The organism is Candidatus Edwardsbacteria bacterium RifOxyA12_full_54_48 (genome assembly GCA_001777915.1).
Taxonomy (GTDB): Bacteria; Edwardsbacteria; AC1; order AC1; family EtOH8; genus UBA2226.
In genome coordinates, this window is sequence record MFFN01000005.1 from 120,239 (window position 1) to 136,808 (window position 16,570).

Annotated in this window: 11 protein-coding genes; 9 read left to right on the forward strand and 2 right to left on the reverse strand. The window is 51.2% G+C overall.

What is annotated here, in order from left to right; all coding sequences use genetic code 11:
• Positions 1–122 precede the first annotated feature (122 nt).
• Positions 123–1,871 carry a hypothetical protein gene (locus tag A2273_08975; GenBank protein OGF07059.1) on the reverse strand — a complete coding sequence of 583 codons (1,749 nt, stop codon included), beginning with the start codon at positions 1,869–1,871 and terminating at the stop codon, positions 123–125.
• Positions 1,871–2,557 carry a DNA-binding response regulator gene (locus A2273_08980; protein ID OGF07060.1) on the reverse strand — a complete coding sequence of 229 codons (687 nt, stop codon included), beginning with the start codon at positions 2,555–2,557 and terminating at the stop codon, positions 1,871–1,873. The genes A2273_08975 and A2273_08980 overlap by 1 nt, the downstream gene beginning before the upstream one ends.
• A gap of 241 nt (positions 2,558–2,798) precedes the next feature.
• Here A2273_08980 and A2273_08985 point away from each other — a divergent pair, with 241 nt between their 5' ends.
• From A2273_08985 to A2273_09025, 9 genes are all read left to right on the forward strand, one after another.
• Positions 2,799–3,446, forward strand: a complete 648-nt coding sequence (locus A2273_08985; GenBank protein OGF07061.1) for a hypothetical protein — start codon at positions 2,799–2,801, stop codon at positions 3,444–3,446.
• A 91-nt stretch (positions 3,447–3,537) separates the two neighbouring features.
• Positions 3,538–4,860 (forward strand): hypothetical protein, encoded by a 1,323-nt coding sequence (locus A2273_08990; GenBank protein ID OGF07062.1) that lies wholly within the window; start codon positions 3,538–3,540, stop codon positions 4,858–4,860.
• 34 nt (positions 4,861–4,894) lie between these two features.
• Positions 4,895–5,722 (forward strand): phosphate-binding protein, encoded by an 828-nt coding sequence (locus tag A2273_08995; protein ID OGF07149.1) that lies wholly within the window; start codon positions 4,895–4,897, stop codon positions 5,720–5,722.
• A gap of 86 nt (positions 5,723–5,808) precedes the next feature.
• On the forward strand, positions 5,809–6,735 hold the full coding sequence (locus A2273_09000; GenBank protein ID OGF07063.1) for a phosphate ABC transporter permease subunit PstC: 927 nt from the start codon (positions 5,809–5,811) through the stop codon (positions 6,733–6,735).
• 19 nt (positions 6,736–6,754) lie between these two features.
• The gene (locus A2273_09005; protein OGF07150.1) at positions 6,755–7,657 is read left to right on the forward strand and encodes a phosphate ABC transporter, permease protein PstA; all 903 of its coding nucleotides are present in this window, start codon (positions 6,755–6,757) and stop codon (positions 7,655–7,657) included.
• A gap of 1 nt (position 7,658) precedes the next feature.
• Positions 7,659–8,426, forward strand: a complete 768-nt coding sequence (locus tag A2273_09010) for a phosphate ABC transporter ATP-binding protein (GenBank protein ID OGF07064.1) — start codon at positions 7,659–7,661, stop codon at positions 8,424–8,426.
• Between the two features lie 42 nt (positions 8,427–8,468).
• Entirely contained in the window at positions 8,469–9,587 is a 1,119-nt protein-coding gene (locus A2273_09015) for a phosphate transport system regulatory protein PhoU (protein ID OGF07065.1), read from the forward strand.
• 541 nt (positions 9,588–10,128) lie between these two features.
• A complete protein-coding gene (locus tag A2273_09020) occupies positions 10,129–11,850 on the forward strand; it encodes a hypothetical protein (GenBank protein ID OGF07066.1) in 1,722 nt (573 codons plus the stop codon).
• Positions 11,851–11,862: 12 nt separating this feature from the next.
• Positions 11,863–16,503, forward strand: a complete 4,641-nt coding sequence (locus A2273_09025) for a hypothetical protein (protein ID OGF07067.1) — start codon at positions 11,863–11,865, stop codon at positions 16,501–16,503.
• Positions 16,504–16,570: the final 67 nt, after the last annotated feature.

The following is a 16,570-nucleotide window of genomic DNA, read 5'->3' on the forward strand; positions in this document are numbered from 1 at the left end:
TGAAAATTAATTCTGTCCCACACCCTAGTTCACAGCCTCATCTCATAACTGAGATGGGGCTGTTTTGTTTCCCGCTCCATTTGATATTATCGGAATAAAAGCCAGTGAGACCGAACTTGGCGTTATATCGGCAATTCTGCCCAAAATTCGCTACCTTTTCCGATCTGGCTTGAGACACCAACTTTTCCCTGATGCATTTCTACGATATGTTTGACGATAGCCAACCCCAGGCCGGTTCCCCCCATTTCGCGGGATCGCCCCTTATCAACCCGGTAAAATCTTTCGAAAATACGGGGCAGGTGCTCGGAAGATATGCCCGATCCGTTATCTGATACCATGATACGAACTATATTATCCTTGAGTTCGACAGAAACCTCTATCCGTCCGCCTTCCGGAGTATATTTGGAGGCATTATCCAAAAGGTTGGTCAGGGCCTGTATCATTTTGATCTCATCGGCCATTATTTGGCAGCTGTCGGGAATATCCTTCACCAATATTGCCTGCTTCTTTTGGCCGGCCGGTTGCTGTATGTTATCAACAGCCCGCTGCACCAGGTCTTTTAGCGGGACCGGCTGCAGATTGATGGCATAACTTCCCGTTTCAAAAGACGACAACGTCAGAAGGTCGCTCACTATCCGATTCATGCGCTCCGATTGACTGTATATCCGCTCCAAAAAATCACGCATCTGGTCTTGGTTCTGATAATTGCCGTCATTGAGCGCCTGGCTATAGCCTATTATGGCCGACAGGGGTGTTTTTAGCTCATGAGAAACATTGGCCACGAAATCCTTGCGGATGTTCTCCAGCCTTTTATAGTAGGTGATGTCGGTGACGACGATTACGATATCCGAATCCTGCTTATTGCTTTCCAGGGGCGAGCCGTGAACCAGATAGCTCTTATTGCCGACCGCAAATTCGAGGCCGGAGGAACAATGGCGAGACCATTCTCCTATGTCGGGATGGCGTATGACCTCAATGAGCAGTTTGCCCTGGCAATCGGAATGTTCCAGGCCGAACATGCGGCAGGCCGGAGCATTTATCATCGTTATTCTTTGGCGATTGTCAATCACCAGCACTCCTTCGGACATGCTTTGCAAGACCGCTGATAGACGGAGTCTTTGTCCGTCACGGTCGGACAGGGTATTTTCCCATGACCGGGCCAATTTATTCAGTGACTCGGCGATAAAATTCAATTCCGCGCTCCCTTGGTTGGTAGATGCCCGGGCGGAAAGATCGCCGCCGCTTATCCGGGCCACCGCCTCCTCCAGTTTATTTATCGATTTGATGACCGCATTCCAGTAGGCGTTATAAATAAAAATTAAAAGGGAGGCAGCTATCAGAAATCCGGTTAGCAACGAAAAGAACAGGTGCCAGCGGTAGGAGGCGAAATCGGTGAACGGCCAGGCAATGCGGCAATAGCCCCAAGGCGTGCCTCGTACAGAGATGGGGACAGCCAGATAGATCAGCTCTTTTTTAATCGTTTGGCTGTAGCGCAATGAATGCCCGCTTCCGGTTCGGGAAGCGGTTCGTATTTCTGGCCGGCCCAGATGGTTGTCCATGGCGGCCAAGTTCGCGCCGTCCTCCTCGGAATCACCCAGGACCCTGCCGGCAGAATCTATGATGGTTATGCGGTACCCGGTGATTCCGGAATAACCATCAGCCAGAGAATCCAAATCGACAGAAGCGGGGCCGGTCAAGGAAATGGAGATATTCTCCGCAGTCAGTCTGGCCAGCGGTTCCATCCCCTTGAGGGTTATATTAAGCAGGTAATGGCGGCTGACCATCGAAAGATATATGCTCAGCAGGCCTATCATACAGACGATGGTCAGAAGGGTGATGGAAAGCAGCCTGGCCTTGAGGCTTTTGGCCATTATTTTTCGTCCTTCAATTTGTAGCCGAATGATTTTACGGTGACCAGGGAGGCTTTCAAGAGGGGAATCTTTTCGCGCAGGTGGCGGATATGGACGTCGATGGTGCGGTTGCCCCCGTAATAATCCATGCCCCAAACCGCATCGAGTATGTTGTCGCGCGACACCAGCTTGCCCTTGCGTTGCAGCAGATATTCCAGCAGGGCGAACTCCTTGGCGGTCAGGGTCACTTCTTTATTATTGACGGTTACGGTATGGGTCTCGATATCAAGGAAAAGCTTTCCATATTGAATATTCTTTACCGCTTCCAGATCCGGTTGGTTGCGGCGGAAAAGGGCCTTGACCCTGGCCACCAATTCCTTGGGGCTGAAAGGTTTGGTGATATAGTCGTCGGCCCCCATCTCCAGGCCGACGATCTTGTCGGTCTCCTCGCCCTTGGCGGTCAGCATGATTATGGGCAGTTTTTTTGTCGGCGGCTCAGATCTCAACAGGCGGCAAATCTCCAGGCCATCCATGCCGGGCAGCATCAGGTCCAACAATAAAAGATCCGGGACCGAAAGCCGTACCCTCCTTAAAGCTTTTTCTCCATCTTCAAAGACCTCTACGCCATAGCCGGCATTCTTGAGGTAATGCTTGACGATATCGGCGATGTCCTTTTCGTCCTCCACAATATATATCTTCTTGGGCATATCTTAAACATCTCCATATGTTCGGTTAAATAATAATGTAAATTATATATAAAGTAAAGAGAAAAAAGGTTAAGAACTTGTTAATTTCCGGTTAAATCATATTTAATATTAAATTAACATTACTGTAATCATTTCATAACTGCAGAAGGTTATATTTAGGCAGAATTAAAAAAAGAATATGGGTAAATCAGATCTACATATCCATACAGTATATTCGGACGGCTCCGGAACAATTGAAGAGGTGCTGCGAAAATCAATCTCCGCCGGGCTGGATACGATCGCCATAACCGACCACAACGAAATAGAGGGTGCCCTTAAGGCCCGGGAGCTGGCGGTAAGGTGGGGACTGAATATTGATGTGGTAGTCGGCGAGGAAATAACCACCTCGGACGGGCATGTGGTGGGCCTTTTTTTAAAAGACCGGATCCGGCCGCTATTGACCGCCGAGGCCACGGTGGATGAGATCCACCGGCAGGGAGGCCTGGCCGTGGCGGTGCATCCGTTCTCACTATGGCTTAAATTGTTCAAGTGCGGCGGGGTGGGAACTCTGGTGGAAAGCCTGCAGTTCGACGCCATTGAGACGGTTAACGGCTCTCCCACCGAAGGATTCAGCAATGCCTATACCCAAAGATTCAATTCCAAAATCAGGCTGGCGGGGGTGGGGGGATCCGATGCCCACACTCCGGAAGCCATCGGCCAGGGATATACGGTTTTCCCGGGAAGGGGATCAGCCATGCTGTATTCAGCCATCAGGAACAAGGCGGTACGGGCCAAAAGCGGCAGATCGGCCGGCAGGGCCTTATGGGACTTTCTGATGAAATACCTATGGGGCAAAATGGCCCTGTACGGGCCCAAAGGAGGGGCTATTGACCAGATGACGGCAAGTTAACGCATTTTTAACTTTGACGCAATCTATGCCCAACGTTCGAAATGTATAATGGCAAAACAAAATCAAAATTAAGTAAACACAAGGAGCAGAAATGAGCAAGGTAAAGGTGATGGTAACCAGTCTGGCAGTAATGATGGTCTGTCAGACAGCATTTGCCCAGAGGTCAAGAACAGCCAAGCCAGACACTGCGGTGATAAACCTTCAGCAGAGGATGGAGGCCCTGACCTTGCAGGTGAACAGCCTGGGCCAGGAACTGAGCGCCGCCAAGGATCAATTGAACAAACAGGAGCAGACCCCGGTCCAGGCGGTGGAAGAAAAAGTATCGGCCGCCCACGACAAGCTGGCCGGTATTGACGAGAGGATGCTGACCGCCGAGAGCGATATCGCCGGGATCAAGAAGCTGAAAGTCTCCGGGTACATCCAGACCCGCTTCGAGTACATCAACCATGACAAGATCGACACCGCCGCCGGCTCCACCGACAGCCGGACCGATTCCAGCTGGTTCTATGTCCGCCGGGGCCGGGTGAAATTCGTTTATACTCCAGCCAAGACCTCCCAGTATTTTCTGTACTTTGATGGAGCCAAGGACAAGGTCTCTCTCAAGGAGGCCTGGATCAAACTGAGCGAGCCTTGGACCGCCATGAAATTCAACCTGACCATGGGACAGATGAACTGGCCGTTTGGGGTGGAGATCGAACGTTCCTCAACGGTGCGTGAAGTTCCGGAGCGGAGCATCATGTCCAATACCCTGTTCAAGGGTGAGCGGGATAGGGGCGTCAAGCTGAATTTCACCCCGGTCAAAAACCTTGACGTAGATCTGGGCGTTTACAACGGCTATGGAGTGGACAACTCCACCTTCACTTGGACCGATCCCACCAAGCCCAAGGATTTTGTGGGCCGGGTGCGCTACGACTTCGGGCTGGTGGCCCTGAGCGGCTCCTGGTACGAGGGCCGGGAGAAGTTTTCCTCCAACAAGGATTCGGCCGACCATTACAAGGGCCGGATGGGCGGGACCCTGGAGTTCTACCACCAGTTCCTGCCGGTGGGCGGCACCGGCCTGCTGGCCGAGGTGGTCAAGGGCGAGTCCCGGGAGAAGGAGGTCATGGGCTTCTATGTGATGGGCATCCAGAACATCGGAGACAAGCTGGGGCTGGCCTTCCGGGTGGACAGCTATGACCCCAACATCTCATCCGACACCACCACCTTCAATACCACCGCCGCGGCCTTGGAGTACGACCAGAAGTCCAACATCTCCCTGGCCGTCAACTACTGGTGGGATGCCGCCGTCCGGCTGACCCTGGCGGTGGACCGCACCCTGTACCATACCAACATGACCCTGGCCCAGGACCCCGATTCCCGGTATAAGAGCTACCAGGACGACAAGATCACCGCCCAGATGCAGATCAAATTCTAAGCAATATTTAATTAAAGGAGATATTTAGATGAAAATCAAGACCATAATATTCTGGGCGTCGCTGGCGCTGGTGGTCATCACGGCCAGCAGTTTTGTGATGGCCGGGAAAGCCATCACCCTTAAGGGTTCCGATACCCTGCTGATGCTGGGGCAGAGATGGGCCGAATTGTACATGCAGAAGAACCCCGGGGTGGTGATCCAGGTGACCGGGGGCGGCTCGGGAGTGGGGATCGCCGCGCTGATCAACGGCTCCACTGACATCTGCCAGGCCTCCCGCAGCATGAAGGATTCCGAAAAGAAGAAACTGCGCGAGCGCTATTTCAACATGGGTACCGAGATCCCGGTGGCCAAGGACGGAGTAACCATCTATATCAACGAGAAAAACCCGGTGGACGAACTGACCCTGGACCAGATCCGGGACATCTACACCGGCAAGACCACCAATTGGTCCCAGCTGGGCGGGCCCGATGCCAAGATAATCGTCTACGGGCGCGAGAACAGCTCCGGCACCTACGTCTTCTTCCGGGAATCGGCCATGAAGAATGCCGACTATACTTCCAGCATGCAGTCCCTGCCGGGGACCGCGGCGGTGGTCAATGCGGTGGCCAAGGATAAGTTCGGCATCGGCTACGGCGGGGCTGCCTACGCCAAGGGGGTCAAGGAAGTGGCCATCAAGACCGCCCAGGGCAGTTTCCGGCCCACCACCGAGACCGTCAAGAGCGGACAATATCCCCTGTCCCGCGATCTTTACTGGTACCTGAGGGGCAAGCCCAGCGGCGAGATCAAGAAGATGATCGATTGGGTGCTTTCCCCCGAGGGCCAGGAAGTGGTTAAAAAGGTGGGATACTTTACCGTAAAATAATATCACCGTCATTCAGGGGCTTGATCCAGGGGGTTTCGTGACCAAAGAGACCCCTTGGATTTCCCGTTATCAAAGGAATCAAGAACATGAGCCTTAAGAAAAGGAGATTCAAATACCTCACTGAGTCTCTGATCGAGGGAAACATCAAGATCACCGCCACCTTCGCCATCGTGGTGGTGTTCCTGATATTCATATTCATCATGAGGGAGTCGCTGCCGATATTCTTCAACAGCGAGGTGCAGCAGGAGATAACCTTCGGCCAATTCTTCAACAGCATCGCCTGGCGGCCGGTGTCGGATAATCCCCGGTTCTCGCTGTGGCCCATCATTCTGGGCAGCTTAAAGGTGACCCTGATCGCATTGTTTTTCGCCGTTCCGGTGGCGATCGCCGCCGCTCTTTATAGCTCGGAGTTCGCCGGGCGCCGTTTGAAGGAATTCATCAAGCCTACAGTGGAACTGCTGGCCGGGATCCCTTCGGTAGTGCTGGGCTTCTTTGCCCTGATGGTGATGGCCTCCTTTTTGAAAAACATCTTCGGCTGGGAGATCCGGCTCAATGCGGTCAATGCCGGGATCGCCCTGGGCTTTGCCGTCATTCCGTCCATCTATTCACTGGCCGAGGATGCCATCAATGCGGTCCCCCGGTCGTTCCGGGAGGCGGCCCTGGGGCTGGGGGCCTCCCCTTGGCAGACGGCCCTAAAAGTGGTTCTGCCGGCGGCCCTGCCCGGGGTGTCGGCAGCGGTATTGTTCGGCATGGGACGGGCGGTGGGCGAAACCATGGTGGTGCTGATGGCGGCCGGGAATGCCCCGCTGTTCTCATTCAATCCTCTTAATTCCACCCGCACCATGACCGCCACCATCGCGGCCGAGCTGGGAGAGGTGGTCTTCGGCAGCGGACACTACCATGCCCTGTTCTTCATCGGGCTGGTCCTGTTCCTGGTCACCTTCGTGATCAACATGACCTCCTGGGCGCTGTTCGACGGGCTGATGAGCAAGCTTTACGGGGCCAAGAAATAGGTGATATATGGCAAATAAGATGAACCTGCGAAATATAAAAGATAGGCTCAAAATTGGCCTGACCGGATCGGCGGTGCTGCTGATCCTGGCAATTCTGGCGGTTATCCTGGGCACGGTTATCATTGGCGGCTATAAAAGCATCAGTTGGGAATTTCTGACCCAAGCGCCCACCGAAGGCATGACCAAGGGCGGGATATTTCCGGCCATATTCGGGATGGTGTTCTCGCTGCTGCTGATGCTGATCGCGGTGGTGCCGGTAGGCGTGGCCACCGCAGTCTATTTACATGAATACGCCCGGCCCGGTTTCATCCTGACCAAGCTGATCCGCGGGGCGGTCAACAATCTGGCCGGCGTCCCCTCCATCGTCTTCGGCCTGTTCGGGCTGGGTTTTTTCATTCAGTTCATCGGCAGGGGGCTCGACCACTCGCTGGCACAGAACGGTCTGTTCGGGCAGCCATGCATACTTTGGGCCTCGCTGACCCTGGCCTTGATGAACCTGCCGATGATCATAGTGGCCACCGAGGAGGCATTAAGGGCCATTCCCCAGGCGGAACGGGCCGGAGCTTTGGCCCTGGGCGCCACCAAGTGGCAATCGATAAGGCATGTGGTGCTTCCCCAGGCCATCCCCGGCATCCTGACCGGAGTGGTGCTGGTCATCAGCCGGGGGGCCGGTGAGGTGGCTCCAATCATGTTCACCGGGGCGGCCTATTACCTGCCGTACCTGCCCAAGCTGCCCACCGACCAGTTCATGACCCTGGGCTACCACATATTCGTAATGACCACCCAATCGCCGGACATAGACGCCACGATGCCGATAGCCATGGGAGCCACCCTGGTACTATTGGCCCTTACCTTCTCGCTAAACATCATCGCCATAATCATAAGATCCCGCACCAGAAGCCAGCTTAGAAAGGGAAGATAATATGCCGACCGGAAACAATCGTTTGGAGATAAAGGAATTCAACCTATACTATCACCGCACCAAGGCCCTGGAGGATATTTCGATGATGGTCCCCGAAAAGAAGGTGACCGCCATCATCGGGCCGTCGGGCTGCGGGAAGTCTACCCTATTGCGGTCAATAAACCGGATGAACGAAATGATTGACGGCGTGACGGCAGAGGGGAAGATCCTGCTGGATGGGGAGGACATCTATCAAAAGGATATAGATGTGGTGGAGCTGAGACGCAAGGTGGGCATGGTGTTTCAAAGGCCCAATCCCTTTCCGAAATCTATATTCGAGAACGTGGCCTTCGGGGTAAGGATGGGCGATAACGTTCCGGCCAAGGAAAAATTGGAAGAGGTGGTGGAACGGTCATTGAAGGAGGCCGCCATCTGGGACGAGGTAAAGGACCGGCGGCACCGTTCGGCCATGGAGCTGTCCGGCGGGCAACAGCAGCGGGTATGCATCGCCCGCGCTTTGGCGGTCGAGCCGGAGGTCATCCTGATGGACGAGCCGGCCTCGGCCCTGGATCCCATTGCCACCGCCAAGATCGAAGAGCTTATATTCCGCCTCAAGGAAAAATATACCATCGTCATCGTCACCCATAACATGCAACAGGCCGCCCGGGTGTCAGATTTCACCGCTTTTCTGATGCTGGGCAAACTGGTGGAATTCGGCCCCACCGAGAAGATGATGACCAATCCAGGCAACAAGCTGACCGAGGAATATATCACCGGAAGGTTCGGATGATTTGAATGATATTCAATAAATAAAAGCAAAAGGAGCGGCATTATGGAACAAACAAGACACGTCGACCGTGAGCTGGAGCATATAAAGGAAAAACTGCTTTTGATGGCGTCCAAGGCCGAGCATATCATCAGCCAGGCGGTGGAATCGCTTTTGCATAGGGACCTGGTCAAGGCCGAGCAGGTCATGGCCTTGGACAGGGAGATCGACAGGCTGGAGATAGAGATAGAGAACGATGCCATCTCGTTGATAGCCTGCCACCAGCCGGCCGCCAAAGATCTGAGACTGCTGATCGGGATAATAAAGATAAACAACGATATCGAGCGCATCGGCGACCACGGAGTGAATATCGCCCAATGTACGCTGAAACTGGGCCAGGAGCCGCCGTTGAAGCCCCTGGTAGATATACCCCGGATGGCCCATTTGGCTGCTTCGATGCTCAGGGATAGCCTTGATAGCTTTGTCCATGAGGATGCGGAAAAGGCCCGTCAGGTTTGCGCCACCGACAGCCAGGTGGACCAGCTGAAGGATCAAACACTGAGGGAACTGATGACCTATATGTTCGAGAAGCCGAAAGCCATCAGCCGGGCCCTGGGCCTGATACTGATCAGCCGCAATCTGGAGCGGATAGCCGATCTGTCGACCAATATCAGTGAAGAGGTGATCTACATTTGCCAGGCCAAAGTCATCAAACATAATCAGGAAAAGATAAAAGTTCTGTTCATCTGCCGCCATAATGCGGCCCGCAGCCAGATGGCCGAGGCCCTGCTCAATCACCTGGCCGGGGATCGTTTTAAGGCCGATAGCGCCGGCCTGGAGCCGGGGGAACTGAATCCCTATGCTATACGGGCCATGGCCGAAATGGGAATAGATATATCAGCTAAAAACACACAAAGCGTTTTTGATCTATACCTAAAGGGGCAACTGTATAATTATGTAATAACGGTGTGTGATATAAAAGAAGAAGATAAATGCCCGATCTTTCCCGGCATAGCCCAGAGCCTGCAATGGAGTTTTCCGGACCCCGCGTCATTTGCCGGCAGCGATCAGGAGAAGCTGAAAAGGACCGTTGAGGTCAGGGACAGCATAAAAAAAGCCATCGAAGATTTCATCAAACCGATCAATAAACCAAACCATCATGATACGGGAGGAGTTTCCGAGTAGGTTTAAACCCTCTAGTCTGGTCTACTATGTGTCTTCTAACGAGAAAGCCCATTGGCATATCGCCTATGGGCTTTATGTTTTACCGGTGAACCAAAAATAAAAATCGTGACGGGGGGGACAGGGATTCACCGCCTAGGCATGATATGGGATATAAAATGCGGCGGATCAGCCGCCGCTGGGCTTCTTGCCTAACATCAGGCTGAGAACCCCGCCATTTATCGGTAGCGGGGTTTTTTTACGGGCAAAGCAAAAAGACTGCGGATTTAACCGCAGTCTTTTTATGGCTGACCGTAGTGGACCAGATACGAACCGCCATCTGTGAATATGATGGCCATATCTATATTCCAGACCTTCGGCAACGGAGCATTATTCAATTAGCGGAAAAATAATTCTACCCCCCACCCCGGCTCACAGCCCCTGAGCTATAAAGCTTGGGGGCTTTTTGTTAAATTACTTGATATTTTTAGCTGAAATTGCTATTATAAAACATTAAATTGTATTAATCCCAAACAGTTTAAAGAGTAAACGAAAAGAGAAGAATATGAAAAAAATATTTACATTGCTAATCTTTGCGGCTAACCTTTGCTTAGCGCAAGATATTATGATCAGTAATCCCACTGAACCCTGCGGCCCGGTAAGGCAGGACTACTGGCTCAGCAAGAAAGCGGACATCGGGCAACGAACAAGGGCCGGAGCGGAAACCGAGAAAGCTGTACCGCGTTCGAAAGCTTTTACGGCTGCTGCCCTGGACAGCTACGATTTCGGCACCAACGTGCGGGTTAACGACAACCCAGCCGGCACCAGCTTTGAAAGCGTGTACAGCTCTGGCGGGCACAGCATGGCTGCAAGGGGCGATACAGTGTACCTGGCCTGGCGTTCTGACCGGAACCCGCGCAGCACAGTATACTTTGACAAAAGCACCGACGGCGGGCAAACCTGGGGAACTGACGTGCGTATAACCGACAGTGACAGCGGGGCGATAATGCCAGCTTTGGCAGTGGGTAAAGACGGCACCATATACGTGAGCTGGACTGACTACCGTGATCCCAGCGGGTATAGGCATATATACTTTGCCAAGAGTACTAACGGAGGAACCAGCTTTTTGCCCAGCGTGAGGGTAAGCGCCGAGAGCGGGGAGATGCCGCAACAAAAGAGCAGTATTGCGGTAAATGACAGCGGGTATGTATTTATAGCTTACGAGGACTGGCGGAATTATACTGCAACAGCGATGGATATATATTGCTCGCGTAGTACAAATGGCGGCAGTAGCTTTGAACCTGCGGTGCGGGTTGATGATTGTACAGATAGCGTAGATCAATGGTTGCCAAGCATAGCGGTAAAAGATAGTATTGTTTTTATATCGTGGACTGATTTTAGGAATACTTCTGATTTATATAGTGACATATATTTTGCAAGGAGTATTGATAATGGAGAATCTTACGAAACCAACATCTTGGTTAATGATACAATCGGTCAAGTGAATAGGTCACAGTGGAGTTCGAGTATAGCAGTTGATGAATATATATATATAGGTTTTGCAGATAACCGTGACGGTAATTATGATGTTTACTATGCCAAGAGCAATGACGGCGGGTTAACGTTTACCACGCCCAACCTGAACCTGATCGATGCTGCTGGCCAACCATACGCTCAAGGGTATCCCAGTCTTGCATGCGACGACAGCGGCGGGGTGTATTGCGCCTGGGAGGATATACGCAATGACTATAACAATGCCCGACAAATTTACTTTGGGTTCAGCAAAAATTATGGTGATAGCTTTAGTTTTAATATCCATGTAGATGACAGGCCATTGGACGACAGCGCCTGGTTGTTTACACCCACTATTTGCGTTAACAAGGCAGGCAAAGTATTTTCAGCCTGGGACGACGGAAGGAATAATATTGGCGGGACAAAATATGATATCTATACGACGGCCGGAACGTTTGTCAATGGTGTAGCGGGACAACCGATAGAAAACAACCCGAATCCAGTATTTCGTATTCAGTGTTACCCTAACCCTTTCAACAATAGAACTACCGTTGATTATCAAATACCAAAAACGGGTATGGTGACCCTTAAAGTTTATAACATATCCGGGCAGGTCGTCAGCGTGCTGGTAAATAACATACAGCAAGGTGGGCCGCACAGCGTCAAATGGGACGGCAAAGATGATCAGGGCCGGGAAATATCAAGCGGCATTTACTTCGCGCGCCTAATGACTGATAACAGTACCCGAACAAATAAAATAACCCTAATAAGATAAGGGAACACCGCAATGAAAATCAGAAGTTTGCTGATTTTAGCAATCGCAGTCCTGTGGCCGTTAACGGCAACTGCGCAGATAAACTTTCCCATCGGGGTCTGGAGCGGCTGGGTGGACAACGATAAGGCGGAAACCGTTTACCGGGGCGCGGATACCTGCGGCATAAATATAATAAATTTATGCGCCGCGCCGGAGGAACTGCAGAACAGATTAAGTCTATTGAAAAGCATCGGCCAGAAAGCAATGATCACGGCGGCCTGGGCCGGCGCCGGGGACAGCTCTGTAACCCGGCACAACCTGATGAGGTTGTCCGGCGGAGTGTACCGTCGGCAGGAAGACAACAACACTTATTACGGCCGGGCAGACCGTACCGGGTATTATAAAAGATTCTGGCTGCCTGAACCCGATTCCCAGCTTTTGACCCGGGTGGGCCACTACGACGGTAATGCCTGGGCTTGCACCACAGCCGATACCGGCTACGCCCTGTTTTGGGACGCCGAATCGTCGGCCTGGCACCCCAACAGTAGCGATTATGTAAAGTACCGCAATCACAATTGTCGCGAGCCTTGGCAGAACATGCCGTGGTATTATGAATCCGAAAGAAGCTACACGGTCAGGTTCGGTTTGAAGTACGTTGGGACCAACGACGGTCAGCCGGTCTGCCGCATTGGCGTCGTGTCCATAAACGAGTATTTGCCCATCCGGCGAAGTGACAGCGTGATGGTAACCCTGACCACAGACAGCTTTCCCGGCTCGAACATTTATAAGGCTTTCAATGTCAAATTCACCCGGTCCAGGACCGATTCCACCCAATGGCGGGACTTTGTTGTGTACACTTATGGCAGCAAGGATCTATATGTGGATTACGTGCAGGTGCAGGATGCAGTGTATGATTCGTTGGCAAGTCAAGAATACGACATACCGATTGCTAACATTGCTAATACATATTCCGGCCTCACGGCACCTAACCGGGAAGCCGTATTCCGTTATTACCTTAGCGATGAGCCGTTCAGAAGCCAATTTGAGTCAACCAGATTAATGCTGCGCCGTCTTGAACAATCAGCACAAGACAACGGCACCGCCACCGGCATGGCGCAAGTGGCTCCTTGCGAGCCCGGTTCCTATGGCGAGGATACGGCCATTTACTACGACTACATCAATGCCACCAGCCCCACCGAGCTTTCCATAAACCTGCTGCCCGTATTCGGCAACGGGGTCAGCCTGCCCCAAACCCGCACTCCGGTGGATTCCGGGTTTGGCCTGCAGAAACAATTCGACACCATGACAGTGGCCCTGGCGGCAGCCAAGCACGCGGCAGCCAATGCTGGTATACCTTTATGGGTGCAAACCCAAAGCTTTGGGGACTACAAAGTAAACCCGGACAGTTCACTGGATACTACAATTCTGGGCGAAGGGGTCTGGCGCATACCCACGCCCCGGGAATTATCTTGTCTGGTAAACCTGTCATTATGTTACGGGGCCACTGGTATCTATTATTACGTCTACGTGGACGGACAAGTAGAATATGCCGCCGGAGGCCAGCAGTGGTACCAAATGGGCCTGGCCGACCACACGGGCGCGCACCGGGAGCCGCAATGGTCGGCGGTTAAAAATCTAAATACCCAAATAAAAACCCTTGCCCCTGGCTTGTTGAATCTCGCTTGGGAAAACGCCTACAGAAGCGTTGCGCCGACCGGCAGTTTTATAACGGCCATTTCGGACTCATTTGTCCAAGTTGGCTTATTCCATGCGAAGGAAAATGCCAGCGACAAGTATTTTTACCTGGTCAACCGGCACTGCCTGCCTACCGACACTTTAACCGTAACTGTCAACGTCAGCAATGCCGAACCGTTCTTCATCTGCGATGTGCTTACCGGCCAGGCAGTGTCTCTGCAGCTTGCCGCCGGAACCTATGTGCCATTTAGCTATAAACTGCAACCGGGCGAGGGCAGACTGTTCCGCATAGTACCTTTCACGGCGCAGATAAAGATAAACCAAAATGCAACTTACACTAATTTCAGGTTTATACAAGTGGACGACCCGGCCAGTTCCAGCCTGCATTCGGTGGATTCGGTTCAAATAACGCAGAAATATTACACCAAAACCGTGGAAGATACTTCGGCCCGACCGGATTTCGGCACATATTTCTGGGAGACGAATACCTCGGCTTGGTTGCCTTACTCCACATCGTTCATTCAATATCTTGCTAATTCTCTAAACAATAACTCCAACATCTTCGATCTACAATTCAAGATTGGCGGCGGCAAGATACTGACCCCAAAATATTCCTCGCAGATATTCTTCAACGATGTTTCCCCTGTGAATGGCGCTATCACGATCAACAACAATGCTAACTATGCGAACACTCAAACTTTAAACGTGAAACTGTCTGGAACTGATCTGTTCCCAGGTTTGTCCCAAATGCGCTTTGCCGAAGCGCCGTTCGGTAACAATTCCGGCTATGTTAACCTAGTTAAAAACGGTTGCTTTGAAGATACCACCGACTGGATAAAACAAGCGGCAAATTTGGATAGCGGTTATGCCGTTATCAGCCGAAGCTCGGTATTGGGCGTGCCGAACTATGAGGATTACGGAAATTATATAGCCCAGGAAGTCCCCATGCCTGAAGCCGGACAGCTTGTCAGATTAAAGGCCGACCTTTATGGCAAGATAGATGAAATCCCGGCGATTCAGGTATATGGCATCTACAACGATACTTTAGAACCAAGGATAAAATATTACCTGAATAAAAACATTTATGATGCCGAGTTCTTGTTTGCCGGGAATACGGTTCTAAACGACACATTCACATTTATTCCGCCCACAGACGGCGCTATTGCCAAAATGATGGTTCTAATAGGCTATCCCGGTATTATGGCAGTCCAAGTACCAGCCCTTGCCACCAGCATTCCGCCGCAGCCTGTTATTTTGCATTCAAATATTTATGTCGATAACATCTGCCTTGAGCCGGTGGAATTGAAGACCGGAGCTCAGCCTGATGCGATTCCTCCGATAGGTTCTTATATTTACGACGGATGGGATTACGCAGATACCAATTATTCGCTAAACTGCCAATTGTCGGACAGCGATGGCACCAAAAGAGTTTATATGCAGCTTAGTGATCTGGCCGGCAATATAAGTCTCTGCCCCGGCTGGTCCGATGATATTGTCCTGGATATGACTAAACCGCTTGTAGGGGTAACCAGCCCGGTAAACATGAGCTACGTAAATGGGACAATAAGTATAAGGGGGCATGCCTGGGACCTTCACTTTGCCAATTGGGTTTTGGAGTTCAAAAAAAATAACACGGAAACATGGGGACAACTGAGCAGCGGGATAACCCCGATACATTATAAATTTCCCCAAACATTGTGCCTTTGGAATACTGAAACGATAAGCGATGGTCTTTATCTTTTAAGGCAGACTGGATATGACCTTGCCGGTAATTGTAAGGCGGAAACGGTCTATGTCTATGTTGCCAATAATACATTACCCCGTGAAGCAATTACCGCTGACTTTGCCTTATTCAACAGTCTGCCAGTGGACGGCACGGTTGATGCTTTCGGCAATATCTATGCTACCGATACCCAGGACGATAAAATATGGAAATTCTCGCCGGATGGTGATTCCCTGTTATGCTTCGGGTATAAATATACCTGCACCGATACCTTGGGCCTTAACCATCCAAAGGGTATTGCGGTTGACGATTCGGGCTATATCTGGATCACCGATTGCTACCAGTCAAAGGTTAAAAAATATGACGGGCAGGGAAATTATATCAACACCATCGGCCAGCATGGAAACAAGGCCGGCGAGTTCAACCAACCCACCGGGATTGCCGTTAAAGATAGTTATATCTATGTTTCAGACCATTTGAATAACCGGGTGCAGGTATTCAATAAAGCCGGTGGTTTTGTAAGACAGTTTGGTGATAACATACTCAAACAACCGGCGGGAATAGCTATACGGGAAGATGGCGATGGTTATTTGATCTACGTCTCAGATTCCAAAAATTACAGGGTTGCGATATTTGACACTTTGGGCAATATGGTAGACAGCTTGGGTGCTGGTTTGGATTTAAGAGAACCTTGGGATATCTGCTTTGACTACAATAATAATCTTTATATTGCCGACGTATACAACAACCGGGTTGTCCAATTGGATGCCTGGGGCAATAAACTGCTTACTTTCGGCATACAGGGTCAGGAAGCCGGTGAATTCAAACTGCCCCAGGGCTTGGCCATAAGCCCTGATGGCAAATATGTGTATGTCATAGACACCCACAACGATCGGATACAGAGGTTCAAGATGTTCATCGATATCGGCACAGGTGGGCCGCAACTGGTAGGCCAGAGAAAGAAGGCACTAATGCCGCTAACTTATATTCTCGGCCAAAGCTATCCGAATCCTTGGAAACAAACGACAAGCATTAATTACCAGATTGCCAATGCTGGAAATGTAAGCCTAAAGGTCTACAATACTTTGGGCCAGGTGGTAAAAACTATGGTCAACCAAAATCATTTACCAGGCTATTACAGCGTCAAATGGGACGGCAAGGATGACAACGATAGGAAGGTATCTTCGGGTATCTATTTCTACCGTATAGTATCAGGCGAGTTTAGCGATACTAAAAAAATGATTGTCCTGAAGTAAAAACATCTGTTCTTACTAAAATTTACTAATAACGCTGAATCAAGAAAAGCCGAGCATTTCTGCCCGG